At 58.6% G+C, this 25282-nt stretch carries 19 protein-coding genes; 7 read left to right on the top strand and 12 right to left on the bottom strand.

The window, feature by feature from the left end:
* Window positions 1-34: 34 nt before the first annotated feature.
* From AC1RQB_RS04060 to AC1RQB_RS04040, 5 genes are all read right to left on the bottom strand, one after another.
* Window positions 35-1060 carry a 2-hydroxyacid dehydrogenase gene (locus AC1RQB_RS04060; RefSeq protein WP_063343577.1) on the bottom strand — a complete coding sequence of 342 codons (1026 nt, stop codon included), beginning with the start codon at window positions 1058-1060 and terminating at the stop codon, window positions 35-37.
* Between the two features lie 21 nt (window positions 1061-1081).
* Entirely contained in the window at window positions 1082-2368 is a 1287-nt protein-coding gene (locus AC1RQB_RS04055; RefSeq protein WP_008069418.1) for an MFS transporter, read from the bottom strand.
* Between the two features lie 61 nt (window positions 2369-2429).
* Complete coding sequence (locus AC1RQB_RS04050; RefSeq protein ID WP_063343578.1) at window positions 2430-3449, bottom strand: sugar kinase; 1020 nt, start codon at window positions 3447-3449, stop codon at window positions 2430-2432.
* Entirely contained in the window at window positions 3442-4224 is a 783-nt protein-coding gene (locus AC1RQB_RS04045; RefSeq protein WP_063343579.1) for a sugar phosphate isomerase/epimerase family protein, read from the bottom strand. Before AC1RQB_RS04045 ends, AC1RQB_RS04050 begins: the two co-directional genes overlap by 8 nt.
* Before the next feature lie 165 nt (window positions 4225-4389).
* Complete coding sequence (locus AC1RQB_RS04040) at window positions 4390-5415, bottom strand: LacI family DNA-binding transcriptional regulator (protein WP_063343580.1); 1026 nt, start codon at window positions 5413-5415, stop codon at window positions 4390-4392.
* Between the two features lie 238 nt (window positions 5416-5653).
* Here AC1RQB_RS04040 and AC1RQB_RS04035 point away from each other — a divergent pair, with 238 nt between their 5' ends.
* Together AC1RQB_RS04035 and AC1RQB_RS04030 are read left to right on the top strand one after the other, a co-directional pair.
* On the top strand, window positions 5654-8470 hold the full coding sequence (locus AC1RQB_RS04035) for a hypothetical protein (RefSeq protein ID WP_198537220.1): 2817 nt from the start codon (window positions 5654-5656) through the stop codon (window positions 8468-8470).
* A gap of 245 nt (window positions 8471-8715) precedes the next feature.
* On the top strand, window positions 8716-11247 hold the full coding sequence (locus AC1RQB_RS04030) for an autotransporter outer membrane beta-barrel domain-containing protein (RefSeq protein ID WP_241824488.1): 2532 nt from the start codon (window positions 8716-8718) through the stop codon (window positions 11245-11247).
* Between the two features lie 101 nt (window positions 11248-11348).
* Here the strand turns inward: AC1RQB_RS04030 and AC1RQB_RS04025 are convergent, their stop codons facing one another.
* The 3 genes from AC1RQB_RS04025 to AC1RQB_RS04015 form a co-directional block, all read right to left on the bottom strand.
* Window positions 11349-11990 carry a DUF1345 domain-containing protein gene (locus AC1RQB_RS04025; protein WP_063343583.1) on the bottom strand — a complete coding sequence of 214 codons (642 nt, stop codon included), beginning with the start codon at window positions 11988-11990 and terminating at the stop codon, window positions 11349-11351.
* 190 nt (window positions 11991-12180) lie between these two features.
* Window positions 12181-15279 carry a multidrug efflux RND transporter permease subunit gene (locus tag AC1RQB_RS04020; RefSeq protein WP_063343584.1) on the bottom strand — a complete coding sequence of 1033 codons (3099 nt, stop codon included), beginning with the start codon at window positions 15277-15279 and terminating at the stop codon, window positions 12181-12183.
* A 15-nt stretch (window positions 15280-15294) separates the two neighbouring features.
* On the bottom strand, window positions 15295-16452 hold the full coding sequence (locus AC1RQB_RS04015; protein WP_032830177.1) for an efflux RND transporter periplasmic adaptor subunit: 1158 nt from the start codon (window positions 16450-16452) through the stop codon (window positions 15295-15297).
* A gap of 292 nt (window positions 16453-16744) precedes the next feature.
* Here AC1RQB_RS04015 and AC1RQB_RS04010 point away from each other — a divergent pair, with 292 nt between their 5' ends.
* The gene (locus tag AC1RQB_RS04010) at window positions 16745-17446 is read left to right on the top strand and encodes a response regulator (protein WP_007900125.1); all 702 of its coding nucleotides are present in this window, start codon (window positions 16745-16747) and stop codon (window positions 17444-17446) included.
* Window positions 17447-17450: 4 nt separating this feature from the next.
* Entirely contained in the window at window positions 17451-18752 is a 1302-nt protein-coding gene (locus AC1RQB_RS04005; protein WP_008067920.1) for an ATP-binding protein, read from the top strand.
* Window positions 18753-18946: 194 nt separating this feature from the next.
* Here AC1RQB_RS04005 and pncA read toward each other — a convergent pair whose 3' ends face one another.
* Window positions 18947-19585, bottom strand: coding sequence for a bifunctional nicotinamidase/pyrazinamidase (pncA, locus tag AC1RQB_RS04000; RefSeq protein ID WP_063343585.1), 639 nt, complete (start codon window positions 19583-19585; stop codon window positions 18947-18949).
* Window positions 19586-19910: 325 nt separating this feature from the next.
* Between pncA and AC1RQB_RS03995 the strand changes: the two genes are divergently transcribed.
* Window positions 19911-20723, top strand: coding sequence for a crotonase/enoyl-CoA hydratase family protein (locus AC1RQB_RS03995; protein WP_008067918.1), 813 nt, complete (start codon window positions 19911-19913; stop codon window positions 20721-20723).
* Window positions 20724-20729: 6 nt separating this feature from the next.
* On the top strand, window positions 20730-21560 hold the full coding sequence (gene nudC / locus AC1RQB_RS03990) for an NAD(+) diphosphatase (RefSeq protein ID WP_063343586.1): 831 nt from the start codon (window positions 20730-20732) through the stop codon (window positions 21558-21560).
* Here nudC and AC1RQB_RS03985 read toward each other — a convergent pair.
* From AC1RQB_RS03985 to AC1RQB_RS03975, 3 genes are all read right to left on the bottom strand, one after another.
* Window positions 21528-22307: a TSUP family transporter gene (locus AC1RQB_RS03985; protein WP_008067915.1), complete on the bottom strand. Its 780-nt coding sequence runs from the start codon at window positions 22305-22307 to the stop codon at window positions 21528-21530. The two genes, nudC and AC1RQB_RS03985, sit on opposite strands and share 33 nt — an antisense overlap.
* 276 nt (window positions 22308-22583) lie before the next feature.
* Window positions 22584-23060: a nuclear transport factor 2 family protein gene (locus tag AC1RQB_RS03980; RefSeq protein ID WP_063343587.1), complete on the bottom strand. Its 477-nt coding sequence runs from the start codon at window positions 23058-23060 to the stop codon at window positions 22584-22586.
* A 56-nt stretch (window positions 23061-23116) separates the two neighbouring features.
* Complete coding sequence (locus AC1RQB_RS03975; RefSeq protein WP_063343588.1) at window positions 23117-23680, bottom strand: TetR/AcrR family transcriptional regulator; 564 nt, start codon at window positions 23678-23680, stop codon at window positions 23117-23119.
* A 217-nt stretch (window positions 23681-23897) separates the two neighbouring features.
* Here AC1RQB_RS03975 and pssA point away from each other — a divergent pair, with 217 nt between their 5' ends.
* Window positions 23898-25241: a CDP-diacylglycerol--serine O-phosphatidyltransferase gene (pssA, locus tag AC1RQB_RS03970; RefSeq protein WP_063343589.1), complete on the top strand. Its 1344-nt coding sequence runs from the start codon at window positions 23898-23900 to the stop codon at window positions 25239-25241.
* Window positions 25242-25282: the final 41 nt, after the last annotated feature.

Below are 25282 nucleotides of genomic sequence, written 5' to 3'. Positions count from 1 at the left end.
CAGTAAAGTTTTGGACCATGGGGTTAAGCGATGGTTAACCGGGTTGTATGCCGCCTGTCGTGAGAACGGGCTTCGGCTCTTCCTGACCGCCCCACGCCCCGGCATTCACCAGATTAGCCGGCCGCTCCCCAGCCAAAGCCGCCAACAGATTATCCACTGCACAACGGGCCATCGCCTCCCGGGTCTCATGCGTCGCCGACCCGATGTGCGGCGTCGCCACCACGTTGTTCAACTGCAATAACGGCGAGTCATTGCCCAGCGGCTCACGCTCAAACACATCCAGCCCTGCCGCGCGAATCCGCTTGTGCCGCAGCGCCTCGATCAGCGCCGGCTCATCCACCACCTTGCCCCGGGAAATGTTGATGAAGATCGTTTCGGGGCGCATCAGGGCGAACTGTTCAGCACCGATCAACCCTTCGGTTGCAGCGGTCAACGGCAACGTCAGGCAAACGAAATCGGCCTGCTGCAGCAGATCGCTCAAGCTGCGGTATTGCGCATTGAATCGCTGCTCCACCGCCGGTTTCGGCGAATGGCTGTGATACACAACCGGCATGCCAAAACCGAAATGCCCACGTTGCGCCAGTGCCTCACCGATCCGCCCCATGCCAATAATGCCCAGCGTCTTGCCGTGTACATCGCTGCCGAAATGCGTCGGGCCAATGTTTCGGTTCCACTGGCCGGCGCGAACCATGTTAGCCAGCTCCACCACGCGTCGGGCGGTGGCCAGGATCAGCGCGAAACCGGTGTCGGCAGTAGTTTCGGTCAACACGTCAGGGGTATTGCTGAGCAGGATCCGCCGCTCGGTCAGGTAATCGATGTCGTAGTTGTCGACGCCGACGGACACGCTGGCAATGGCTTCCAGGTTCGGCGCCAGATCCAGTAACCCGGCGTCCAGTTTGAGACTGGCGCCGAGCAATCCTTGGGCACGGGGCAGGGCCCGGCGCAGTTGCGCCAAGCCCTCGGCGTCGAGGCTGTCGATCAGCGTCACTTCGGTCTGCTCATGCAAGCGAGCCATCAGCAACGGCGAGAGTTTCTTGTACAGCACAACCTGCTTTTTCATCGTTGTCATCTCTATATCAAATCAAGAATGAGCCGCCATCGGCCGGGGCACAGCGATCCGGTCACTGGCGCCGGGCTTGAGGAAAATCGTCAGCACCACCGACAGCAGCAACGCGCCGCTCATCAGCAGATAAGAGGCACCGGGCGATCCGGTGGAGCTGTTCAGATAACCGACCAGATAAGAGCCGCCAAACGAGCCGAGCGCGCCCATGCTGTTGATCAATGCCATGGCTCCGCCTGCAACGTTGGCCGGAAGAATCTCCGGGACGATGGCGAAAAACGGCCCGTACGGGGCGTACATGCAGGCGCCGGCAATCACCAGCAGCGTGTAGGACCACCAGAAATGTTCAGCACCCAAGGCGTACGAGCCATAGAACGCAATCGAGGCGATCAACAGCGGTGGCCACACGAAGCGTTTGCGTTTTTGCAGTTTGTCCGAGCCCCAGGACACCAGCAGCATGGCGATCACTGCGGCCAGGTAGGGCAACGCCGACAGCCAACCGGCTTCGATCATGTCCATTTTCGCCCCAGCCTTGAGGATCGACGGCAGCCACAGCACGAAACCGTAGACGCCGATGCTCCAGCAGAAAAACTGCAAGGCGAGGATGATCACTTTTGGCGAGCGGAAGGCTTCGGCGTAGTTTTTCACCGCTTTGATGCCGACCTGTTCGGCGGCCAGGGCGCTTTCCAGATCCTGCTTTTCCTGGTCGCTCAGCCACTTGGCCTGAGCCGGACGGTCATCGGCCAGCCGCCACCAGATAAACGCCCACAGCACCGCCGGCAAGCCTTCGATAATGAACATCCAGCGCCAGCTGAAATGCTCGATCAGGTAGCCCGACACCACCGACATCCAGAGCATGGTCACTGGGTTGCCGAGGATCAGGAAAGTGTTGGCGCGCGAACGTTCGGCACGGGTGAACCAGTGGCACAGGTACACCAGCATCGCCGGCATCACCGCGGCTTCGACCACCCCGAGCATGAAGCGAATCACGATCAGCCAGTAGGCGTTGGAGACGATCCCGGTCAAGGTTGCCAGGCCACCCCAGAGGATAAGGCTGACGAAAATCAGCTTCTTGACGCTGTGCTTCTGGGCGTAGATCGCGCCCGGAATCTGGAAGAAGAAATAACCAAGGAAGAACAGCGCGCCGAGCAGGGACGACAACCCGGGGGTAATCATCAGGTCCGCCGCCATTCCGGAGGCGGCGGCGAACCCATAGTTGGCGCGGTCCAGATACGCCAGGCTGTAGGTGATGAACACGATCGGCATGATGTACCACCAGCGGCGGGTGGCCAGTGTTGCGGTTTTCATAGTGATGCTCCTGAGCTTGTTGTTTTTGTCGCAGCAGGTAACGGTTTTGAATCTTCAGTGACTATGCGGGCCTCATCGCGGGCAAGCCCTCTCCCACAGGATTTGCGCGAATCCCTGTGGGAGCGGGCTTGCCCGCGATGGCGCCCTCAAACTCGGCGAACATTTCGAGCCGAGTGGGCAACCCCTCCATATCCCCACGGCTCTGCACCGCGCGGCTACCGATCCAGTTGGCACGCTGCACCGCTTGGGCAACGCTGTGGTTTTCCAGCAAGGCGCTGATCAGGCCGACGGCAAACCCGTCACCGGCACCGACCGTATCGACCACCGTTTCCACCGGCACGCCTGCAACGAAACCTTCATCCAGATGGGTTCGGTAATACGCACCGGCCGGCCCGAGCTTGATCGCTACGGCTTCAGCGCCCTGGTCGAGATAAAACGCCGCGATGTCGGCGGGGTCTTCGAAACCGGTCAGCAAACGCCCTTCGCTCAAACCCGGCAGCACCCAATGGGCGAGGGCGGCCAGACGGTTGATCTCGCGGATCATCTGTTGCTCGCTGGTCCACAGACTCGGGCGCAGGTTGGGGTCAAACGACACGCTGCGCCCGGCATTACGCATGCGGGTCATCAGCTCGAAAGACATTTCCCGGGCCGCTGCCGACAGCGCCGGGGGGATGCCCGTGGCGTGCAAGTGCCGAGCCTCGAGCAGTTGCGGGGCAATGGATTGCACCGACAAATGACTGGCGGCCGAGCCACGACGGAAGTACTCGACAGCCGGATCGCTGCCATCGTCAGTGCGGGACTTGAGTTGAAACCCGGTGGGGTGCGCCGGGTCGATGTCGACATGGCTGCAATCCAGGCCTTGTTTTTCCAGCGTATCGATCACGAACCGACCCAAAGAGTCAGCACCCACCCGGCTCAGCCAGGCGACGTTAAACCCCAACCGCGACAAGCCAATGGCGACATTACTGTCGGCCCCGGCAATGCGCTTGTGGAAGTGGTCGACGTCAGCCAGTTCACCGTTCTGCTCGGCGACGAACATCGCCATGGTTTCACCGAACGACAGAATATCGATCTCAGACATGAGCAGGCTCCTGGCGGGGTTGACCGAGGCGGGCGAGGACGGCCACATGCTCGGAGGTCAACTGCACCAGGTCATCGCCTTGCAGTGGATACTCCGCCGCGCGCATCACGCCCTGGGGCATGTGCCGCAGCAGTTGCCCCCACAGATGCAGGTCGCTGGCGGCCGGTGGCACCGCCACCAACTTGCCGTCGGCCCGGCGCGCCACCGCTTTGCAGTGCACGTAACCGACGTGTCGGCCGAGCAACCGCGCGGCACTGGCGGCGGACTGGTCCTGCCATTGCCAGTTACCAATGTCGAAGGTCATTTTGATCGGCAGGTTGTGCTGCTCCACTTCGGCGAAGAAACGCTGGAAGGGTTCGATTCGGCCGCCGTGCAAGGTCTGGTCGTTTTCCACCAGCAGCTGCACCGGGCTCTGTTGCAACGCAAGCACCAGCGTTTGCAGATCGTTGTTGTCGGTGAAATAGCCCAGGGAGACTTTCAGCCATTGGGCGCCGAATGCCTTGGCACGCTTCAGGGTCGGGAGCAGTTCAGGATTGGGGGTCGACTGCCCGGCCAACCACAATTCCATCGGTGAGGAATACACACTTTCCAGACCCCGGGATTGCGTGGCGCTGGCCAATTGCGTGGGGTCTTCGAGTGTCAGCAGCTCTTCGCGCCATTCAATGTGCGTGGCGCCGGCAGCGGACAGCACCTCGACAAAACTGCCTTGGCCACGTTGGCGGACGAGGTCGGCGCCGTAGCTGGACAGGCTGATGGAAACGGGTGGTTTGTTCATTGTTATTCACCTCTGAAACCGGTTTCATTTTTGGTCAAAAAAATATCGATGTGAGCTGTGGGGTGGTCTTTGTGGCCTCTTCGCGGGCAATCCTCGCTCCTACAGGTTTTGTGAACACCACAGATCCCTGTGGGAGCGGGCTTGCCCGCGATGGGGCCCGAATATTCACCGAAGATTCCCCAGGGTCGACCCCCGAACAATCAACCGCGCCGGAAAATCCAGGTTCCGCACCGGCCCGTCATCCCCACGCAGTCGCTTGAGCAAACACTCGAACGCACTCGCACCCATCTCCGCCGTCGGCTGGGCGAGGGCGGTAATCCCGCTCCCCACCAGCGGATACCAATCCAGATCATCAAGTGCAATCAGGCCGACATCCTCAAACAGGTTGCACTTCAACTCACGCAACGAATGAGTACTGGCGAGCGCGGCGATACCGTTGGCGCAAAACAGCGCTTTCGGGCCAGGGCCAGGCGTTTGCAGAAAGTTTTTCAAATGAGCGGTCAGATCGCCGCCGGTTTCAACCACCGCGCCCGAGAGCTTCGGACGCCGCTCGATCTGTGCCTTGAAACTGCTGACCCGCTCGATCCGCGAACTGGTGCCGTCATACGGCTCGGTGACCATCAGCACATCGCGATAACCGCGTTCTTCAAGGTGGGCAACGGCCATCTCGACAGCGGCCGGATTATCCAGCCCCACCAGATCGCTCTCGAGCTGATCGACCTTGCGATCCACCAGCACCATGGGCATTTCCTGATGCAGTTCGCGCAGCTCATCGCGGTGATGACCGAGGGTGTTCACGATCAAGCCTTCGATGTTGTACGAGCGCAGCAACGCCAGGTGTTGACGCTCTTGCTCATCATCGCGATCGGTGTTGCACACCACCAGGCTGTAGCCGTGCTGACGGCAAGCGGTTTCCACCCCGTGCATCACGGCAATCGAATAAGGGTTACGGATATCGGCCACCAGCATGCCGATCAGACGAGTGCGCCCACGTTTCAGGCCGCGGGCCATCTGGTTTGGGCGATAGCCTAATTCGCTGATCGCCTGCTCGATGCGCAGGGCGATGGCATCGGAGAGCAGGGCGCGGTCATCGCCGATGAAGCGCGAGACGCTGGCTTTGGACACGCCTGCATGTTCGGCGACGTCGAGCATGGTCACGCGGCTGCGTTGGGCGGCGGAGAAATCGTTCACAGTCTGAGTCTTCTTGTTGTCTGAAACCGGTTTCAGATAACACCAGTCTCTTTGGTCACGTCAAGTGAAGATGCTTCCGGCAGTCGGGTAAAAAGTCGCTGTATCCGACAGACGGTAGCAAAACCTGTCAGATCTGACAGTTGGAAATGGCCACGTTGAAGCGCCTAATTTCCTCGCCTGGACAGTAAACAAAAAGACAAAGCCTTTCGAATGTTCCGTATGAGTCGGTGATAGAAAAATGACCTCGATGACATTTAATCAGCCACGAAATGCTGGTGTATTGGCAAAGCCGCTTTCAGTGGAGGGCGTCGCTGACGAGGATCCGGATGGGCATATCCCACGCAAGCTTCTGATTAGCGGGACTCGTATCGTTATTCCATATTGGATTGATCCGGTACCAAACGATGAATTGTGGGTGGTATTGCGTCAGAACGGCGTGGAACGCAGGCTCTACACGGAATTTTATCCAACGCCTCTGACCGTCCCTTTCTTGTATTTCGATTTGACGGCGCAAGACTTGGCAACTGACGGCATCGCATTCCTGTATTACAAAATCTGGAAAGGTTCGGGCGGTACCGATGACCCTTCACCGGAAAGACAACTGACCATCGATCACACGCCACTTTTAACTTCGGCAGAACCCTGGTTTCGGCATGCCAACCGTTGGGGTTATCTGAATAACAATACGAATCCTCCTCTGACAAGTGGCGCCACGGTTGTAATTCCCGATTTTATAAACATCGCTGAGCCCGGCGATGTTGCAAAAATCCACTGGCGGGGATACAGCAGTCTCAACGGCAGTGGACCAGAAGTGCCGGGGACTTACGGTGTTTGGGAAAAAATACTCTCCGCAGCAGATATAGCAAACGGATTTGATCTTGTAGTGCCATTTCGGTCACACATAAGCTTGTTATTTGATGACGACTCGGCCGTTGTAGATTGCGAATTATTCAGGGGCAGGAAACCTATTGCGGAATCAAAAAAAGGATTGGTGAAAATTGACAGAGTAACACCCGGTGAAATTGGCCCTTCCGGCCTAAATACGCAAGGAGAGACGACAATGGCAGTTGAATTGGTAGACAAAAAACAAAGACCCGCTTCTACTCGTACCTCAGGGGTAGGCCCTTTTGCGGATATTTCGGTTGATACATTGACGGATGGTTATATCGCAAAAAGTGTACTGGATTCCGGCACCCTTACTATCAATCTTACTCGTACGCCTGATGAGCTGGATGAAGATGAAGTCGATGTTAAGTACAGGGTGAAAGGGGGGACTTTCACGGACTATGATAAAACTATCAAACTTGGCCCGGTTGCTGATCGGCCCGTGGGCACTATTCCATTGCCCTTGCCCGCAAGCCTGTTTCCGGAGTTGCCTACACCAGAGGCCCCGACTGTTTATGAGCTGATGATCCAGCTTTTCAAAGGCGGTGGCGGTAACAACGAGGACTCCAATACTTTGGAGTTTGTAATCGACAGAACCGCGCCGGTCAATGAAAAGAACCCTCCCAAACTCGTAAAACCGACGCCGGCGCCATCGTTTATCAATCAGCCCGTAGATACACAGCGAACTGTCAATGAGACCTGGATGACAGCGAACCCAATTGCTAACTTTACGGTGGGTGTCACCTATAATCTGCGTCGTGCTGATGACCCACTCAGCGCCTGGCTTTTGGCCGGCGCACAAAAAGTTCGAGTTTGGAACGCTGTCGTCCCTGCTAGCGGTGCATTCTCTTTTCCTAGTAGTGTGCTTCGACAATTTCCGAATGGACGCATCAATATTTCTTATCAGTGGGCAGACCATGTCGGAAACATAGGCGAGGAGTCTGCACCAACTCCCGTTCTGATACTGGCACTCGCGCAACCGCCATTGGCCAAAAAAGCACCTTTGGTGCCAAAAACCGATCCGGATTACAGCACAGCGCTTTACCTGGATGATTTTGTTAGCGGGATCACGGCCATTGTCGAAAATGCCTATATCGAACACGCGGAGACGGGAGATAAAGTTTATATCGAAGTTGAAGATCCCGAGGACGCAGCAAACCTTGTCGAAATTGGCCCACAACCTTGGGCTAACGCTGATTTGACTTTTGATCTTCCCTATGAGGATCTTGCGAAAATATTTGGCGACGCCGATGAACCGAAAGACGCTTGGATTCGATATCGAATAGAGCGCACTGGCACCACAGCAGCTACTTCACCCTCCAGAATTATTTCGCTGGCATTCGATATCGTTGGTACGCCACTTCCAGTTCCCCCTGATCTGGAAAACCGGGATATGCAACTACCGGTTGTTACGGGCGCCTCCAACACTCCGAACAGCCTGCTGCCCGGTGACCGCGACAAACCGGGTAAATTCAAAGTGACGCTTGCTCTTACAGATCCAGACATTACTCCGGAACACACAGTCAAATGTTACCTGAATAACGCTACAACACCGTTTGCAGACTTTACTCCGTTCGGGCCTGTGACAGAGTTTGAGGTTCCGATCCCGGCAAGCGTTATCGCCGCATTACCTACTCCCAGCGTTGAAGCTCGGTGGACGATTCAGAAATCAGGGGTTGATAAAAACGTCAATAAATCCTTTCCGCAGGCGGTACTGGTAGGCGGAATTCCGATCAACTTGCCGCTGCCGACGATTAGAATCCGCAATCAGGCAATTCGCGACTTCATTGAGTGCTATGCGATGACCAGTCCTACCAGCGGTTACGTACTGGGGTTGCAGATTCCGAAGGGTCCGCTGTTACCGCAGGGAAAAGCTATCACGGCGCATTTTGAAGCTCATAGAAATGCCGCGGGTACAGATTTGATTCCGGGTACGGCGGCCTCGGCGCCTTATACTATTAAAGACCCCGCTACGCCTGACGTTGCACCAGTAGGTGGGCCTGCGAACTTCAAGGCAGCACAACCGATACGAGGTGCAGTTGCCTATGGCAAGTACTGGTATACAACTGATATCAATGGCCAACAATCGTCAGTTCCGGTCGTCAAGCGGTTGGATACAATCAATACCAGCTTCGAGTATTGCGATCGGGCAGCTGCTCCAGGAGCGTAATTAATGTCATAGGTTCTATCCGTGTCGCGAGGGGGAGTTGATTGTCTCTCTCGCGATTTTTTACCGTTTGAAAGGAGGGGCGTCGAAGATGTCTGCACTCTGGAAAGATAATTCGCTGTGCATATAAGGATTATTCCTACATCAAGCATTCAGCTTTCTCATTAGGCTGTCGGACGTTTTTTGGGTGGAGTTTCAGCACTGCCAAAAAACATCTTCTGTAATTGTGCAGGTTTTAGGAACTACCCATGTCCATTTATTCTCTTTGCAAATACCCGAACTCCATCAGATTGATGATGGCGGCGACATTGATCACAGCTCCCGAGGCATACAGTCGAACCCTATTGCCAGGCGAAAGCGCAGTGGTCACCAATCCACCTGCACCGGAAGCATGGGGGGTGTCCCAAGGCGGAACACTGACCATCAATAACGCGAATACGCTGACCATCAGCTCACAAAATGCCGCTGTCGTTTTCAACGGCGGCCAGAGCCAGCGAATTGATGCCAACACGTCCGCGCTTAACCTGTCCCGGGCTACGGTCAATAGCGCAACGGGCCGGGGGGCCATGCAATTGATCGACAGCAGCGCCACTATCGACAACTCGAGCATCACCAGTACCAACAGTTTTGGTCTTTTGCTGGGACGTAATGTCAATACACCGGCGTCCTCGAGCGCGACGGTCAAGGGGCGAAGCACCATCACCGGTCTTGTCGGGGGGGCGAATGCCGTGGGTTTCGCGGTGTTGAATGTCGAGGACTCGATTATTCAAGGCACAGGGGCGAACAGCTACGGCGTGCAACTGGGCGGCGCAACACTTTCAGCGACGGGCAGCACGATTACCGGCGCACAAGACGGCCTGCAAATTATGACCGACACGGTAGGTGTCAACGCCAGCACTGTGACGCTCAACAATACCCGCGTTACAGGCGGAACCGGGTCGGCCATCGTACTCGGATCTTCCGGCAGTGCCGGGACTGTCGCCACCATCAATGTCAACGGCAATTCCGAACTGGTCGGCGGCAATGGCTCGGTGTTGCAAGCGATCAACCGGTCCACCGCCAACTTCAATGTCAACGGCAGTACCTTGACCGGCGATGTGGTTGCCGAGACCGGCAGCACAGTTGCACTGCTGATGCAGAACGCTGCCACGCTTAACGGCAATCTGCAGAACGTCACCCAGTCCGGATTCGACACCGGTAGTACCTTGAACGGTAATGTACAAGCGGTCGCGGGAACGGCGGCCACGGTCAGCCTGGCCAACGGCTCTGCCATCAATGGCAATGTCGAAAATGTCTCCAGCCTTTCGTTGAATAATGGCAGCAGCATGACCGGTGACGTGATCACCGACACCAATGGCAGCGTGCTGCTGGACAACGGCTCGGTGCTGACCGGTCAAATCAACAATTCAGGCAACCTGAATATCAACAACGCAGCCCAATGGGTGATGACCGCAGACAGCAACGTGCAGCGTCTTGCCCTGAATGGCGGCGTGGTTCAAATGGGCACCAACGAACAGTTCCAGCAACTGAATGTGGGCGATCTTTCCGGTAACGGTACCTTTGTAATGGGCACCGACCTGGGCAACGGCAACACCGACTTCCTCAACGTGACTGGCAATGCCAGCGGACAACATCAACTGCAAATTTCCGCAACGGGTACCAATCCGGTAACTGCCGAGGCGGTGAAGGTCGGTAATATCGCCGCTGGCGATGCGAGCTTCTCGCTGGGCGGTCGTGAAACCGTGGACGCAGGTACGTTTGTGTACCGATTGGCCAAGGAAGGCCAGGGTTTGTACTTGAATCCAGACAAAGAAACGGTCAGCACCTCAACCAATACCGCACTGGCGTTGGCAGGCAGCGCACGCAGCGTGCTGAATGCTGAAGCGGCCATGCTTAGCGATCAATTGGGCGATCGTAGTCTGAGCGTCCGACCCGAGGCAGCGATGCGCTCGATGGACGACAGTTCGGTAAAACTCAGCAACAGTGTCTGGGTTCGCACTTACGGCAACCAGTACAACGTCGATAACGCCTACGGTGATGGGTACACCCAAAATCAGACCGGTATCACCGGTGGTGCCGACACAACAGTGGACCTGGGCGGCAGGTCGTGGGTGTTGGGTGGATTCGTCGGGACCAGCCACACCAAAATGGATCTCAAGTACGGCTCCAGCGCCACTGTCGACAGTGTGAATGCCGGTGTTTACGGCAGCACATTCGATGTTGAAAGCGGCGTGTTCGTCAATGTCATGGCCAAGATCAATCAGTTCGATAACAAGGCAAAAGTCACCATGAGTGACGGTACACGGGCCAAGGGTGATTACAAGACCTTGGGCGCCAGTGGGTCGGTAGCCATCGGCAAGCATATTCGCTTGAAGGACGACTACTTCGTCGAACCTCAAGTACAAGTATCGACCGGCGTCATTCAAAGCGACAAGTACCGGCTCGACAATGGCCTGGAAGTGAAAAGCGACACCATGCGTTCAGTGCAGGGCAAGGTCGGTGTTCGCGGTGGGCGTGTCATCATCCTCGACAACGGCAGCTTGCTGGAGCCGAGCCTGATGACAGCGGTCAATCACGAGTTTGTGAAAAACAATGAGGTCAAGATCAATGACGACAGTTTCGATGATGACCGCGCCAGTAGCTCCATCGAGTATGGAGCGGGCTTGAAGTGGACCCCGGCTCAACGTAACTGGCAGGTTTCCGGTCAGGTGGGTGGCAGCAAAGGCACGACGGTCAGTCAGGATTGGAGCGGTAGCGTAAGAGTGAGCTATTTCTTCTGATAAAGCTTTTTCAATGAAATGACTTATAAAAATGCCCCTACAGTGTCGGGGCATTTTTGTATCTGTCTGATGGGTTTGTGGCTGGAACGTTTGTGAAGCGATCAGCCGAACAACCCCGCGGCAATATTGATCGAGAACCCCAAAATCGCTGTATTGAACACAAACCCGATCAACGACTGCGCCAGCACGATCTTGCGCAGATCCCGCGTAGCGACGCCCACATCTGCGGTCTGTACCGCCACACCGATGGTGAATGAGAAGTAAAGAAAATCCCAATAATCGGGGGTTTTCAAATTTTCGGCAAAACGCAGCGCCGGCTCCTTGCCGTTCCAGGTGTAATACAACCTTGCATAGTGCACGCTGAAGATCACCCCGATCAGCAGCCATGAGCCGATTACTGTCAGCGCGGTAAAACCGTAGCGCAGCAGTTTGCGGGTGGTTTCCAGATCCCGGCTGCCGGCGAGTTCGAAGGTGATGGTGCCGAGGCTGGCCAGCGCCGCGATGCATACCAGCAGCAATACCAGACCGGCATTTTCATCTTCGACCTCGGCAATGCGTTTCACATCCGGGGCCTTGGCCCGCATGGTGAGCCAGAGCATCAGCACCAGATAGGTCCAGACCCCGGTGTTCCAGCCGATGAGGATTTTGCTGATGATCGAGTCGGCGGGGGCCAGAATGCCTACCGCGATGCCGAGTGTGGCAGCGGCGGACAAGCGAGGGTGGGTGCGGGCGAGTAGGGGCATGGGAACTCGATGGGCCTGGGTGTCTAAACACCTTAGCCCAGCGCAATCCGTTGTGACCACAAAGCTGAGTCCAATGGGGTCGAATGTGGGAGCGGGCTTGCTCGCGAAGGCGGCGTGTCAGCCAACATCAATGTTGAATGTGACGGCCCTTTCGCGAGCAAGCCCGCTCCCACAGGGATTAATGTTGGGTTTAGATGCGTTTGTGCCGTTTGCGCACCAGTTTCATCACCACTACAAAAAACACCGGTACAAACACCACCGCCAAAGTCGCGGTGATCATCCCGCCAATCACCCCGGTGCCGATGGCTTGCTGGCTCGCCGAGCTGGCCCCGGTGGCGATCGCCAATGGCACCACGCCAAGGATGAATGCCAGTGACGTCATGACAATCGGCCGTAGGCGCAGGCGCGCTGCTTGCAGGGTGGCGTCGATCAGGTCGTGACCTTCGTCGTACAGGCTCTTGGCGAATTCGATGATCAGGATCGCGTTCTTCGCCGAGAGGCCAATGATGGTGATCAGCCCGACCTTGAAGAACACATCGTTGGGCATCCCGCGCAACGTCACGGCCAGTACCGCACCGAGCACACCCAGCGGCACCACCAGCAGCACCGAGGTTGGAATCGACCAACTCTCGTACAGCGCCGCCAGGCACAGGAACACGATCAGCAGCGACAGCCCGAGCAGAATGGGGGCCTGGCTGCCGGACAAACGTTCCTGCAACGACAGCCCGGTCCATTCTTGCCCTAATCCCGCCGGCCCTTGCGCCACCAGCCGTTCGATTTCCGCCATGGCTTCGCCGGTGCTGTAGCCGGGTGCCGGTTCGCCGGAAATGCTGATGGCCGGGTAGCCGTTGTAACGGGTTAATTGCGCCGGTCCCTGGGTCCAGTTGGCCCGAACGAAAGCCGACAACGGCACCATGTTCTCGCCGTTGTTACGTACGTGAATCTTCAGCAGGTCGTCGACCTGACTGCGCTGATCGCCTTCAGCCTGGACCACCACTCGCTGCATCCGTCCCTGATTGGGAAAGTCGTTGATGTAGGCCGACCCGACGGCGGTGGACAGCACGTTGCCGATGTCGGCAAACGAAATGCCCAAGGCGTTGGCTTGCTTGCGGTCGACTTCCAGTTGCACCTGCGGCGCTTCGGCCAGGGCGCTTTCGCGCACGTTCATCAAGACCGGACTCTTCTCGGCGGCGGCCAGCAATTGGCTGCGCGCCTGCATCAGCGTGGCATGGCCGAGGCCGCCACGGTCTTGCAGGCGGAACTCGAAACCGCTGGAAGTGCCGAGGCCATCGACCGGCGGCGGCAGGACCGCAAAGGCCATGGCATCCTTGATCTGACTGAGCGCGATGTTGGCGCGGTCGGCAATCGAACTCGCCGAGTCGTCGCTGCCCCGATCCGACCAATCCTTGAGCGTGGTAAACGCCAGTGCGGCGTTCTGCCCGCTGCCGGAGAAGCTGAAGCCGAGAATCACCGTGCTGTCGCCGACGCCCGGTTCGGTGGCGTTGTGCGCTTCGATCTGCTCGACCACCTGCACCGTGCGATTCTTGCTCGCGCCCGGTGGAAGCTGGATGTCGGTGATGGTGTAACCCTGGTCTTCCACCGGCAGGAACGAGGAGGGCAGACGACTGAAGCACAGCCCCAGACCGATCAGCAGCACGCCGTAGATCAACAGGTAACGCCCGGTGCGTTTCAGTGCATAGGCGACCCAGCCCTGATAACGCTCGGTCAGTTGTTCGAAGCGCCGGTTGAACCAGCCGAAGAAGCCGCCCTTGGCGTGATGTTCGCCCTTGGCAATCGGCTTGAGCAGGGTCGCGCAAAGGGCCGGAGTCAAGGTCAGGGCGAGGAATGCCGAGAACAGGATCGACGTGGCCATCGACAGCGAGAACTGTTGGTAAATTACCCCGACCGAGCCCTGCATGAACGCCATCGGAATAAACACCGCCACCAGCACCAGGGTAATGCCGATGATCGCTCCGGTGATCTGTTTCATCGCCTTGCGCGTCGCTTCCTTGGGCGACAGGCCTTCGGTGGCCATGATCCGTTCGACGTTCTCCACCACCACAATCGCGTCGTCCACCAGAATGCCGATGGCCAGCACCATGCCGAACATGGTCAGCACGTTGATCGAGAAGCCCAGTGCGAGCATGGTCGCGAAAGTGCCCATCAGCGCCACCGGCACCACCAGGGTCGGGATCAGCGTGTAGCGGATGTTTTGCAGGAACAGGAACATCACCGCAAACACCAGCACCATTGCCTCGATGAGGGTGTAGACCACCTTGGTAATCGAGACTTTGACGAAGGGCGAGGTGTCGTACGGAATCTTGTATTCAACGCCGGCCGGGAAGTAGCGCGCCAGTTCATCCATCTTCGCCCGCACCAGCGTCGCGGTGCTCAGGGCATTGGCGCCTGGCGACAGTTGCACGCTGACGGCGGTCGACGGTTTGCCGTTCAGGCGCGTGGAGAATTGATATTCCTGACTGCCGATCTCGACCCGCGCCACATCGCCGATGCGCACCGTGGAGCCGTCAGGGTCGGCCTTCAGGACAATGTCGGCGAATTCTTCAGGTGTCGACAGCTGGCCTTTGACCAGAATAGTCGCAGTGATTTCCTGGGTGGTGCGGGTCGGCAAGTCGCCGATGCTGCCCGCGGAAACCTGGGCATTTTGCGCAACGATGGCGGCGTTGACGTCGGCCGGGGTCAGGTTGAATCCGATCAACTTGCGCGGGTCGATCCAGATCCGCATCGCTCGTTCGGCACCGTACAACTGGGCCTTGCCGACGCCGTCCAGACGCTTGATCTCATTCATCACGTTGCGCGCCAGGTAGTCGCTGAGCGCTACGTCGTCGAGCTTGCCGTCACTGGAGGTGAGGGTGATCAGCAACAGGAAACCGGCGGAGACTTTCTCAACCTGCAAGCCTTGCTGAGTGACCGCTTGCGGCAAGCGCGACTCGACCACCTTGAGGCGGTTTTGCACGTCGACCTGCGCCATTTCCGGGTCAGTGCCTGGTTGGAAAGTCGCGGTGATGGTGGCGCTGCCGAGGCTGCTCTGGGATTCGAAATACAGCAGATGGTCGGCGCCGTTGAGCTCTTCCTCAATCAGGCTGACAACGCTTTCGTCCACGGTCTGCGCCGATGCGCCGGGGTAGGTGGCATAGATTTCGACTTTCGGCGGCGCAACGTTCGGGTACTGCGCCACCGGCAATTGCACAATGGCCAATGCACCGGCCAGCAGGATGAACAAGGCGATCACCCAGGCGAACACCGGGCGGTCGATAAAGAACTGCGGCATAAAAAAGCGTCCTGCTTACTGACCAGAAACCTGGGCAAGTGGAAGAGGGGTGTCATCGATCTGGACTTTTTCACCGGGGCGCGCGTGTTGCAGGCCTTCAGTGACAATGCGGTCGCCGGGCTTGAGACCGTTGGTGACGATCCAGCGATCGTTCTGCACCGCGCCCAGTTCGACCGGTTGCTGGCCGACGCGCTGTTCGGCGTCGAGCACCAGCACTTGGGCGATGCCGGCACTGTCACGCTGGATGGCCCGTTGCGGCACGCTGATGCCTTGCTGATTGAACGCTTGCTCCAGACGCACGCGAACGAAGCTGCCCGGCAGCAAGTCGAGGTCCGGGTTGGGGAATTCGCTGCGCAGAATGATCTGACCAGTGCCCGGGTCGACGGTGATGTCGGTGAACAGCAACTTGCCCGGCAGCGGATAGAGGCTGCCGTCGTCCTGAATCAATGTGGCTTTGGCCTGGCCCTGGCCCACTTCCTTTAACTGGCCGGAACGGAACGCGCGGCGCAGGTCGTTGAGTTCACGGGTCGATTGCGTCAGGTCAGCGTGGATCGGGTTCAACTGCTGAATCAGTGCCAGCGGCGTGGTTTCGTTCTGCCCGACCAGCGCGCCTTCGGTCACCAGTGCGCGGCCGATACGTCCGGAAATCGGCGCGGTGACGGTGGCGTAACCCAGGTTCAGTTTCGCCCGCTCCACGGCGGCTTTGTTGGCGGCGACATCGGCGGCGGTCTGCCGGGCATTGGCCCGGGCGTTGTCATAATCCTGACCGCTGATGGCGTTGCCTTCGATCAACTGGGCGTAGCGCTGTTCTTGCAATCTGGCCTGGAATGCATTGGCCTCGGCCTTGCGCAATGCGGCTTCGGCGCTGTCCAGGTCGGCCTTGAACGGCGCCGGGTCGATACGGAAGAGAACGTCACCTTTTTTTACGTCGCTGCCTTCACGGAAGGCCTGCTGCAACACCACGCCGGCCACACGGGCGCGCACTTCGGCGATGCGTGGCGCGACAATCCGCCCGCTCAGCTCGCTGCTGATCGACAGCGGCCGGGCTTCGACGGTTTCAACCCGCACGGTGGCGAGCGGCGCCTGTTCTTCGGCGGTCGAGGACTGATCACAAGCACTCAGCGTCAATGCCAGTGCAATCAGGCTGAGCCGGGCAAGCAGATTCTTTGACATGTAAATACCCCAATATTGACCCCCGTATCCTACGGGGGGCCGACGAGGGTAGCGGTGAAGCTTTGTAGGCGCTGTGTGAAATTGTGTAAGGGTTTTGCTCGCGCGGGCGTGAGGGCGTATATCCTTGGCACCTTGAAATTTATTGCGACAGATGTACCGCTATCGCGGGCAAGCCCGCTCCCACAGTGGTCGGGGATGTACACAAAATCTGTGTCCACATCAAATCCCTGTGGGAGCGGGCTTGCCCGCGATGAGGCCTCGCCAGTCACCACAGCACTTTCTGGAAACACCCATGCCCAACATCCTCCTGGTCGAAGACGACTCCGCGCTCTCCGAACTGATTGCCAGCTACCTGGAACGCAACGGCTATTGCGTCAGCGTGATCAGCCGTGGCGATCATGTGCGCGAACGGGCGCGGCTCAATCCTCCGGACCTGGTGATTCTCGACCTGATGCTGCCGGGGCTCGACGGTTTGCAGGTCTGCCGCTTGCTGCGAGCCGATTCGGCGACTTTGCCGATCCTGATGCTCACCGCCCGCGACGACAGCCACGATCAAGTGTTGGGCCTGGAAATGGGGGCCGACGACTACGTCACCAAACCTTGCGAACCACGCGTCTTGCTGGCCCGGGTGCGCACCTTGCTGCGCCGCAGCAGCCTCAGCGAACCGATGACCGCCAACGATCGCATTCTCATGGGCAACCTGTGCATCGACCTGTCCGAGCGCACCGTGACCTGGCGCGAGCAACTGGTCGAGCTGTCCAGCGGTGAATACAACCTGCTGGTAGTGCTGGCCCGGCATGCCGGCGAAGTACTGAGCCGCGACCAGATTCTGCAACGTTTGCGCGGTATCGAATTCAACGGCACCGACCGCTCGGTGGACGTCGCGATCTCCAAGTTGCGGCGCAAGTTCGACGACCATGCTGGCGAGGCACGCAAGATCAAGACCGTGTGGGGCAAGGGCTACCTGTTCAGCCGCTCCGAGTGGGAATGCTGAGTCGATGTTCAGAATCCTGTTTCGCCTCTATCTGGTGACTATCGTCTCGTTCAGCGCGGCGATCTACCTAGTGCCGGACCTGGTGATCCAGGTTTTCCATGAGCGCTTCGTGACCTATAACCTCGATTATTCCCGAGGCTTGCAAACGCTGATTGCCAAACAGTTTCGCGCCGTGCCGTCAGAGCAGTGGCCGGCGCTGGCAGCTGAGATGGACAAGGAATTCCAGCCGCTGGACATTGTGCTGGCCCGTAACGATGACGCCGAATTTACTCTGGATGAACGTGCGCGCTTACAGCGCGGGGAAAACGTCGTGCGCATCGGCGATTGGGGCTGGCGCACCTTGGCCGTGGCGCCGTTGAACGAGCAACTGGTCGTGAAGATGGTCGTGCCGCCGGACCCGACGGACGTCAGTTGGTTGTACTGGAGCATCAACGTGCTGATCGGCGCGACCATGCTCGCCTGTCTGTTGCTGTGGTTGCGCCCGCACTGGCGCGATCTGGAACGCCTCAAAGGCACCGCCGAACGCTTCGGCAAGGGCCACTTGAGCGAGCGCACACAGATTTCCCCCAGCTCCAACATCGGCAGCCTGGCCAATGTTTTCGACACCATGGCCGGCGACATCGAAAACTTGCTCAACCAACAGCGCGATCTGCTCAACGCCGTGTCCCATGAGTTGCGCACGCCACTGACGCGGCTGGATTTCGGCCTGGCCCTGGCGCTGTCGGACGACTTGCCGGCCACCAGCCGCGAACGTCTGCAAGGCTTGGTCGCGCACATTCGTGAACTGGATGAGCTGGTGCTGGAGTTGCTGTCTTACAGCCGTTTGCAAAACCCGGGGCGGCTGCCGGAACAGGTCGATGTGTCGCTGGATGAGTTCATCGACAGCATTTTGGGCAGCGTCGATGAAGAACTTGAGTCACCGCAAATCGTCATCGATGTACTGCTCAACGGCCAGCTCGAACGCTTCTCACTGGACCCGCGACTGACCGCCCGGGCGATCCAGAACCTGCTGCGCAACGCCATGCGGTACTGCGAAAAACGGATTCAGATCGGCGTGCAGGTGTGCCCCAAGGGCTGTGAGATCTGGGTGGATGACGATGGCATCGGCATTCCGGAAGAAGAGCGGGAGCGGATTTTCGAGCCGTTTTATCGGCTGGACCGCAGCCGGGATCGCGCCACAGGCGGGTTTGGTCTGGGCCTGGCAATCAGCCGTCGGGCGCTGGAAGCGCAGGGCGGCACACTCACCGCGCAAGCTTCGCCGCTGGGGGGAGCGCGGTTTCGACTTTGGTTGCCGACCCCGGTCTGATGCTGGTCAACCAAGCCGAAATCCGACCGTAGCAGCTGCCGAGCTCGCGAGGCTGCGTTCGGCTGCGTAGCAGTCGTAGAATCAGGCAACCGGTTCTTTCAGGAAGAACGTGTTCGCCGGGATTGCGAGGACTTCGTCCTCGAACGCAGCCTCGCAGGCTCGGCAGCTGCTACAACTGTGGCGAGGGGGCATCACTAGCCGCAAGTGCCGAGTATTTCGGTTGATGGAATCAACCCGACCCCAGCCACCTGCATCCGGTCAATTGCCGCCGCCAGCGATCCATCCAGATCAATCGCCCGACACGCATCCATCACCACAAACGCATTGAACCCCGCCGCCCGCGCGTCCAGCGCAGAAAACATCACGCAGAAATCCAGTGCCAGCCCGACCATGTAGACCGTGTCGATGCCGCGCTCTTTAAGATACCCGGCCAAGCCTGTGGTCGTGGTTCGATCCGCTTCCAGAAACGCCGAATAGCTGTCGATGTCCGGATTGCAGCCCTTGCGGATGATCAGTTGGGCGTGGGGCAGGTCCAGTTCCCCGTGGAACTCGGCGCCGGATGTAGCCCGTACGCAATGCTCAGGCCAGAGCGTTTGCTCGCCATAAGGCAACTGAATCACATCGTAAGGTTTGCGCCCCGGGTGGCTGGAAGCGAATGAGGCATGGCCGGGCGGGTGCCAGTCCTGGGCAATGATGACCTGCTTGAACTGGCGCCCGAGTCGGTTAATCAAGGGCACGATCAGGTCGCCCTCCGGCACCGGCAGTTGACCACCGGGAATGAAGTCGTTCTGTACGTCGATAACCAGCAAGGCTGCACGTGAAGAGATTGGCATGGGCGGATTCCTCCTTGGAAAGTCCGGTGCAAGCATAGTGATAACTTTGCTGGTGCGCTAAGTCGGGTTCATGAAATGGCTGCGTTTGTGGCGGTGAAGGGCAGTTGGATCGGCGGTGTGGCCTTCGCGGGCAAGCCTCGCTCCTACGGGGTTATGTATCCGACACCATTCCCCTGTAGGAGCGAGGCTTGCCCGCGAAGAGGCCCGTCCAGACACCACAAAACCCGGAGTAGTCCCGCATTTGGCCGAACCGCTGCCTTACTGCCGGCACGGATGCCTTGTTATAGTTCGGGCCTCATATTCTGCCCGGTAAAGGATCACTGCCATGTCTCAATACACCGCCTTCAGCGTCGAATTGGCCGATAACATCGCCCATGTGCAGATCAATCGCCCGGAAAAGATCAATTCGATGAACGCCGCGTTCTGGAGCGAGATCATCGAGATTTTCCAGTGGATCGACGATACCGATGAAGTCCGGGTGGTGGTGCTCAGTGGTGCCGGCAAGCATTTTTCTTCGGGCATCGACCTGATGATGATGGCCGGTATGCTCAATGAGTTGGGCAAGGACGTCAGCCGCAATGCACGGCTGCTACGACGAACGATCCTCACGCTGCAAGCGTCCTTCAATGCCGTCGACAACTGCCGCAAACCTGTACTGGCGGCGATTCAGGGTTATTGCCTGGGCGGCGCCATCGACCTGATCTCGGCCTGCGACATGCGTTACGCCGCCGAGGACGCGCAATTTTCCATCAAGGAAATCGACATCGGCATGGCAGCCGATGTAGGCACTTTGCAACGCTTGCCACGGATAATCGGTGACGGCATGCTGCGTGAACTGGCTTACACTGGTCGCACCTTTGGCGCCGACGAAGCGCGGTCCATCGGCCTGGTCAATCGCGTCTACAGCGATGCCGCCAGCCTGCTTGAAGGCGTGATGGGCATTGCCCGCGAGATCGCCGGCAAGTCGCCGATTGCGGTCACCGGTACCAAAGAGATGATCAGCTACATGCGCGACCATCGCATCGACGACGGCCTCGAATACGTCGCCACCTGGAACGCCGCCATGCTGCAATCCACCGATCTGCGCGTGGCCATGGCCGCCCATATGAGCAAACAGAAACCCGAATTTCTGGATTGATTAACCATGACTTCACGCTGGACCACCGCAGTACTGGACACCGATCAACCCGGCGGCTGGGCCGTGGCGCGCAGCCCCGAAGGCTTTTTGTTCGATGACAATGGCGCGCTGTTTCCACGCGAATGGCTCAAGCGTCAGGACCTGTCGATTCTCGCCGAGCATGGCATCGGTCACCTGGATGGCGAACCGGTCTACTTGCTGGAGTTGCGCAGTCACAGCGATGTGCCAGGCTGCAACTGGAAAGGCCTGCGAGCGTTCATGCTCGAGGGCGATCACACCGTCTACAAGGTGCTCGGCTACGCCGCGCAAATCGGCACCTGGGCCCGTGAACACCGTTTTTGCGGCAATTGCGGGCAGGTGATGAGCCAGGTGCCGCGTGAGCGGGCGATGTACTGTGAGCCGTGCGATATACGCCACTATCCGCGCATTTCACCGAGCATGATCGTGCTGGTGACCCGTGGCGACGAGGTTCTGCTGGCTCGTTCGCCGCGTTTTGTCGCCGGGGTCTACAGTACGTTGGCGGGGTTTGCCGAGCCGGGTGAGTCGGCCGAGGACTGCCTGATTCGCGAGGTCCGCGAAGAGGTGCAGATCGAGGTCAAGAACATCCAGTACATGGGCAGTCAGTGCTGGCCGTTCCCGCATTCGATGATGCTTGGTTTTCACGCCGAGTACGCCGGCGGCGAGATTGTCTGTCAGGAAGACGAGATCGAAGACGCCCAGTGGTTCAACGTGCACGAGCTGCCGCCGTTGCCGGCGTCACGCTCGATTGCCCGTTACCTGATCGACGTCTATGTGGCGCGGCGCTTAGGCCACGCTGAACCAGTGCTGCCAGGCTAACCGGACGGTCAAGCCGAGCACCACGGTGATGAACACCGGGCGAATGAATTTCGCACCGCCGCTGATGGCGGTGCGCGCGCCGAAGAAGGCGCCGACCATCACCGACAGGCCCATGCTCAGGCCGATGATCCAGTCCACTTGGCCGGAAAATATGAACACCGACAGCGCCGCGATGTTGCTGACGAAGTTCATGCTGCGCGCCACGCCGCTGGCCTTGACCAGGTCGATGGGGTAGAGCAGCAGGCTGCTGACGGTCCAGAACGCTCCCGTTCCCGGACCGGCCACGCCGTCGTAGAAGCCGAGGCTGAAGCCTTGAGTCGATTGCCACTTCTTCTTGATCGGTGCGTCGCTGTCCAGCGGCGCCTTTGGTGTGCCGCCGAACAACAGGTACAGACCGCAGGCGAAAACGATCACCGGCAGCATCTTGTTCAGCCATTCCGCCGGCAGGTAATGAGCGACCACGGCACCGGTGAGTGCGCCCACCAGCGTGCCGACAATGGCGTGCATCCATTGCCGTGGATGAAACAGTTTGCGCCGGTAGAAAGTGAAACTGGCGGTGGCCGAGCCGAAGGTCGAACTGAGCTTGTTGGTGCCCAGTACCAAGTGCGGCGGCAAGCCGGCGGTCAGCAGCGCCGGGGTGGTCAATAGACCGCCACCGCCAGCGATGGCGTCGATGAAACCGGCGATGAAAGCGACGAGAGCCAGAACGGCCAGGGTAGTGAGGTCAACGCTGAGTTCGAAAGGCATGGAATGGGCTTATTCGGCAGGGCGCAGAAGATGGGCTGCGGGGAAGGCCGGTATCTTACCCATATCCAGACTCTGCGGCGACCGGTCTGGCCCGCGAAGACGTCAGCCCAGGCGACACATCAGCCAATTGCCTCTGGTACGCCGAATCCTTGGTGAACACCAAAAAACCTGTGGGAGCCGGGCTTGCCCGCGATGACGGTTTCACATTCAACAAAAATGTTGTCTGTGACATCGCCATCGCGGGCAAGCCCGCTCCCACATGGGAACTCGGTGAAGTTATAGACCCAGATCAGACAAGCCCGGGTGATCATCCGGCCGGCGGCCCAGCGGCCAGTGGAACTTGCGGTCGCTTTCCTTGATCGGCATGTCGTTGATGCAGGCGTAACGGTTGAACATCATGCCGTTCTCGTCGAACTCCCAGTTCTCGTTACCGTAGGAGCGGAACCAGTTACCCGAATCGTCATGCCATTCGTAGGCATAACGTACAGCGATACGGTTGTCGCCATGGGCCCAGAGTTCCTTGATCAGCCGATAGTCCAATTCCTTGGCCCATTTACGGGTCAGAAAACCTTTGGCTTCTTCGCGGTTGTGAGCGAACTCGGCGCGGTTACGCCACTGGGTGTCCAGGGTGTAGGCAAGAGACACCCGTTCCGGGTCGCGGGAGTTCCAGCCATCTTCGGCCAGGCGAACTTTTTCGATGGCCGATTCACGGGTAAACGGCGGCAATGGCGGACGAACTTCGGCAGTAGACATATAAAGTCTCCCTATCAAATTAACGTTCATGCAAGTTGTCGGGCTTATTAAAAGTGTTACAGGTCCAATAACTTTCGCGCCATGCATTGCGCATTATCGGCGGCACTGTGATCACCCATCACAAGCGCAACGGTAATGGCACCGTCGATCAGGATCAGCAGCTGTTTGGCCAGCGTCTCCGGGTCTTTTGCGCCATGTTCGGTACACAGCTCGCACACGTAGTCGAGCAGTTTCTGTTTGTGGTCTTTGGCGACCAGGCGAACCGGGTCTTGCGCATCGCCGGTTTCGCCGCTGGTGTTAATGAATGCGCAGCCGCGAAAGCCTTCGGAGGCGAACCAGGTCTTGAGCACGGTAAACAGGTTGAGCAGCCGGTCGGCCGGGCTCTCGGCCTTGCCGACTTCGCTTCGGTACCAATGCATCCAGCGCACATCGCGGCGTTGCAAGGCCGCGACGGTGAGCTCCTCCTTGTTGGCGAAGTAGCGGTAAATACTTTTTCTGGAGACGCCGGCGGTTTTCACCAGAAGATCCATGCCGGTGGCAGCGATGCCACTTTTGTAGATCAACTTTTCGGTGACATCCAGAATGATGTCGCGTGTGTCGTTGCTAGTGATTTCGTTCATGTGGCTAACAGTAGAATGATCGTTCTCCTTGGTCAAGCGGTTATTTTTGGCGCCCATAAAATTGCCTTCGCGAGCAAGCCCGCTCCCACAGGGGAATGCATTTCAAATGTGGGAGCGGGCTTGCTCGCGAAGAGGCCATTACAGACAGTAACAAGACCCAAACCCATCCATGGTGTAAGCTCTCGGGTTCTTCGGATTCGACCCTTTTGCGAGCCCTATGCCGTCGCTTTTCAAACGCTCTCTGCTGCCTAAACTGCGCAGTTTTCCGCTGACCGCCGATGCCGTCACCATCCTCTCTGGCGCCGCCGAGTTCCGTCGTTGCCTGCTGGAACAAATCGCTCAGGCAACCCGGCGCATCTATATCGTCGCGCTGTACCTGCAACAGGATGAGGCCGGGCAGGAAATCCTCGATGCCCTGCACGCCGCCAAACTGGCGCGCCCGGAACTGGACGTGGTGGTGGTCGTGGACTGGTTGCGCGCTCAGCGCGGTTTGATCGGTGCCGGCAAGCAGCCGGGCAATGCGGCCTGGTATCAGGAAACGACCCGCACCCACGAAAGCGTGGTGCCGGTGTACGGCGTGCCGGTGCAGACCCGCGAGCTGTTCGGCGTACTGCATCTGAAGGGCTTCGTGATCGACGATTGCGTGCTCTACAGCGGCGCGAGCCTGAACAATGTTTACCTGCATAAATTCGACAAGTACCGCTTCGACCGTTATCACCTGCTGCAGAATCACGCGCTGGCCGATTCGATGCAGCACCTGATTCAGCACGGTCTGATCGCCTCCAAAGCGGTGCATCGCCTCGACCTGCCGAACCTGCCGACCACCCGCAGCTTGCGTCACGACATTGGCGACTTGCGCAGCCGTCTCAAGCACGCGGCATACGACACCACGACGGGCAGCACGGCGAAGGGTGGTTTATCGGTCAGTCCATTGCTCGGTGTGGGCAAGAACAACCCGTTGAGTCGGGTAATTTGCGAGCTGATCGCCAGTGCGCAACATCAGCTGACCATCTGCACGCCGTACTTCAACCTGCCACTGGCGGTGACCCGGGAAATCAATCGGGCGCTGGCGCGGGGGGTGAAGATCGACATCATCGTCGGCGACAAAACCGCCAACGATTTCTACATTCCACCGAGCGAGCCGTTCAAGGTGATCGCGGCGCTGCCATACCTTTACGAAATCAGCCTGCGACGCTTCGCCAAGCGCCATCAGCGCAGCATCGACAGTGGCATGCTGAACCTGCATTTGTGGAAGGATGGCGACAACACCTATCACCTGAAGGGCATGTGGATCGATCAGCGCTACACCTTGCTGACCGGCAACAACCTCAACCCGCGTGCATTCCGTCTCGACCTGGAAAACGCGTTGCTGATCGATGATCCGAAAGGTGAATTGCTGGAGCCACGTGGCAATGAGCTAACGGAGATTTTCCAGCACACCCGCCGCATCGAGCGGTATCAGGATCTGGAAGCGCTGCCGGATTATCCGGCGGGGGTTGCCAAGTTTCTCAAGCGAGTGAGTCGGGTACGGATCGAGCGGTTGTTGTATCGGATTTTGTGAGGTTCAACCCGGCGTCGAAGGTGTGTCGCCGGTGATAATGC

The organism is Pseudomonas sp. GW822-FHT02E03 (assembly GCF_058802325.1).
Note: the sequence above shows the minus strand (reverse complement) of the source record. Positions and strands in the feature narration are given on the sequence as shown.

Bases quoted from the DNA above. Each gene is read 5' to 3' on its own strand.
- AC1RQB_RS04005 (WP_008067920.1), top strand. From the start codon at position 17,451: ATGTTCAGAATCCTGTTTCGCCTCTATCTGGTGACTATCGTCTCGTTC.
- AC1RQB_RS04060 (WP_063343577.1), bottom strand. From the start codon at position 1,060: ATGAAAAAGCAGGTTGTGCTGTACAAGAAACTCTCGCCGTTGCTGATG.
- AC1RQB_RS04025 (WP_063343583.1), bottom strand. From the start codon at position 11,990: ATGCCCCTACTCGCCCGCACCCACCCTCGCTTGTCCGCCGCTGCCACA.
- AC1RQB_RS04045 (WP_063343579.1), bottom strand. From the start codon at position 4,224: ATGAACAAACCACCCGTTTCCATCAGCCTGTCCAGCTACGGCGCCGAC.
- AC1RQB_RS03980 (WP_063343587.1), bottom strand. From the start codon at position 23,060: ATGTCTACTGCCGAAGTTCGTCCGCCATTGCCGCCGTTTACCCGTGAA.
- AC1RQB_RS04010 (WP_007900125.1), top strand. From the start codon at position 16,745: ATGCCCAACATCCTCCTGGTCGAAGACGACTCCGCGCTCTCCGAACTG.
- AC1RQB_RS04030 (WP_241824488.1), top strand. From the start codon at position 8,716: ATGTCCATTTATTCTCTTTGCAAATACCCGAACTCCATCAGATTGATG.
- AC1RQB_RS03985 (WP_008067915.1), bottom strand. From the start codon at position 22,307: ATGCCTTTCGAACTCAGCGTTGACCTCACTACCCTGGCCGTTCTGGCT.
- pncA (WP_063343585.1), bottom strand. From the start codon at position 19,585: ATGCCAATCTCTTCACGTGCAGCCTTGCTGGTTATCGACGTACAGAAC.
- AC1RQB_RS04015 (WP_032830177.1), bottom strand. From the start codon at position 16,452: ATGTCAAAGAATCTGCTTGCCCGGCTCAGCCTGATTGCACTGGCATTG.
- AC1RQB_RS03995 (WP_008067918.1), top strand. From the start codon at position 19,911: ATGTCTCAATACACCGCCTTCAGCGTCGAATTGGCCGATAACATCGCC.
- pssA (WP_063343589.1), top strand. From the start codon at position 23,898: ATGCCGTCGCTTTTCAAACGCTCTCTGCTGCCTAAACTGCGCAGTTTT.
- AC1RQB_RS04050 (WP_063343578.1), bottom strand. From the start codon at position 3,449: ATGTCTGAGATCGATATTCTGTCGTTCGGTGAAACCATGGCGATGTTC.
- AC1RQB_RS03975 (WP_063343588.1), bottom strand. From the start codon at position 23,680: ATGAACGAAATCACTAGCAACGACACACGCGACATCATTCTGGATGTC.
- AC1RQB_RS04020 (WP_063343584.1), bottom strand. From the start codon at position 15,279: ATGCCGCAGTTCTTTATCGACCGCCCGGTGTTCGCCTGGGTGATCGCC.
- nudC (WP_063343586.1), top strand. From the start codon at position 20,730: ATGACTTCACGCTGGACCACCGCAGTACTGGACACCGATCAACCCGGC.
- AC1RQB_RS04035 (WP_198537220.1), top strand. From the start codon at position 5,654: ATGACCTCGATGACATTTAATCAGCCACGAAATGCTGGTGTATTGGCA.
- AC1RQB_RS04055 (WP_008069418.1), bottom strand. From the start codon at position 2,368: ATGAAAACCGCAACACTGGCCACCCGCCGCTGGTGGTACATCATGCCG.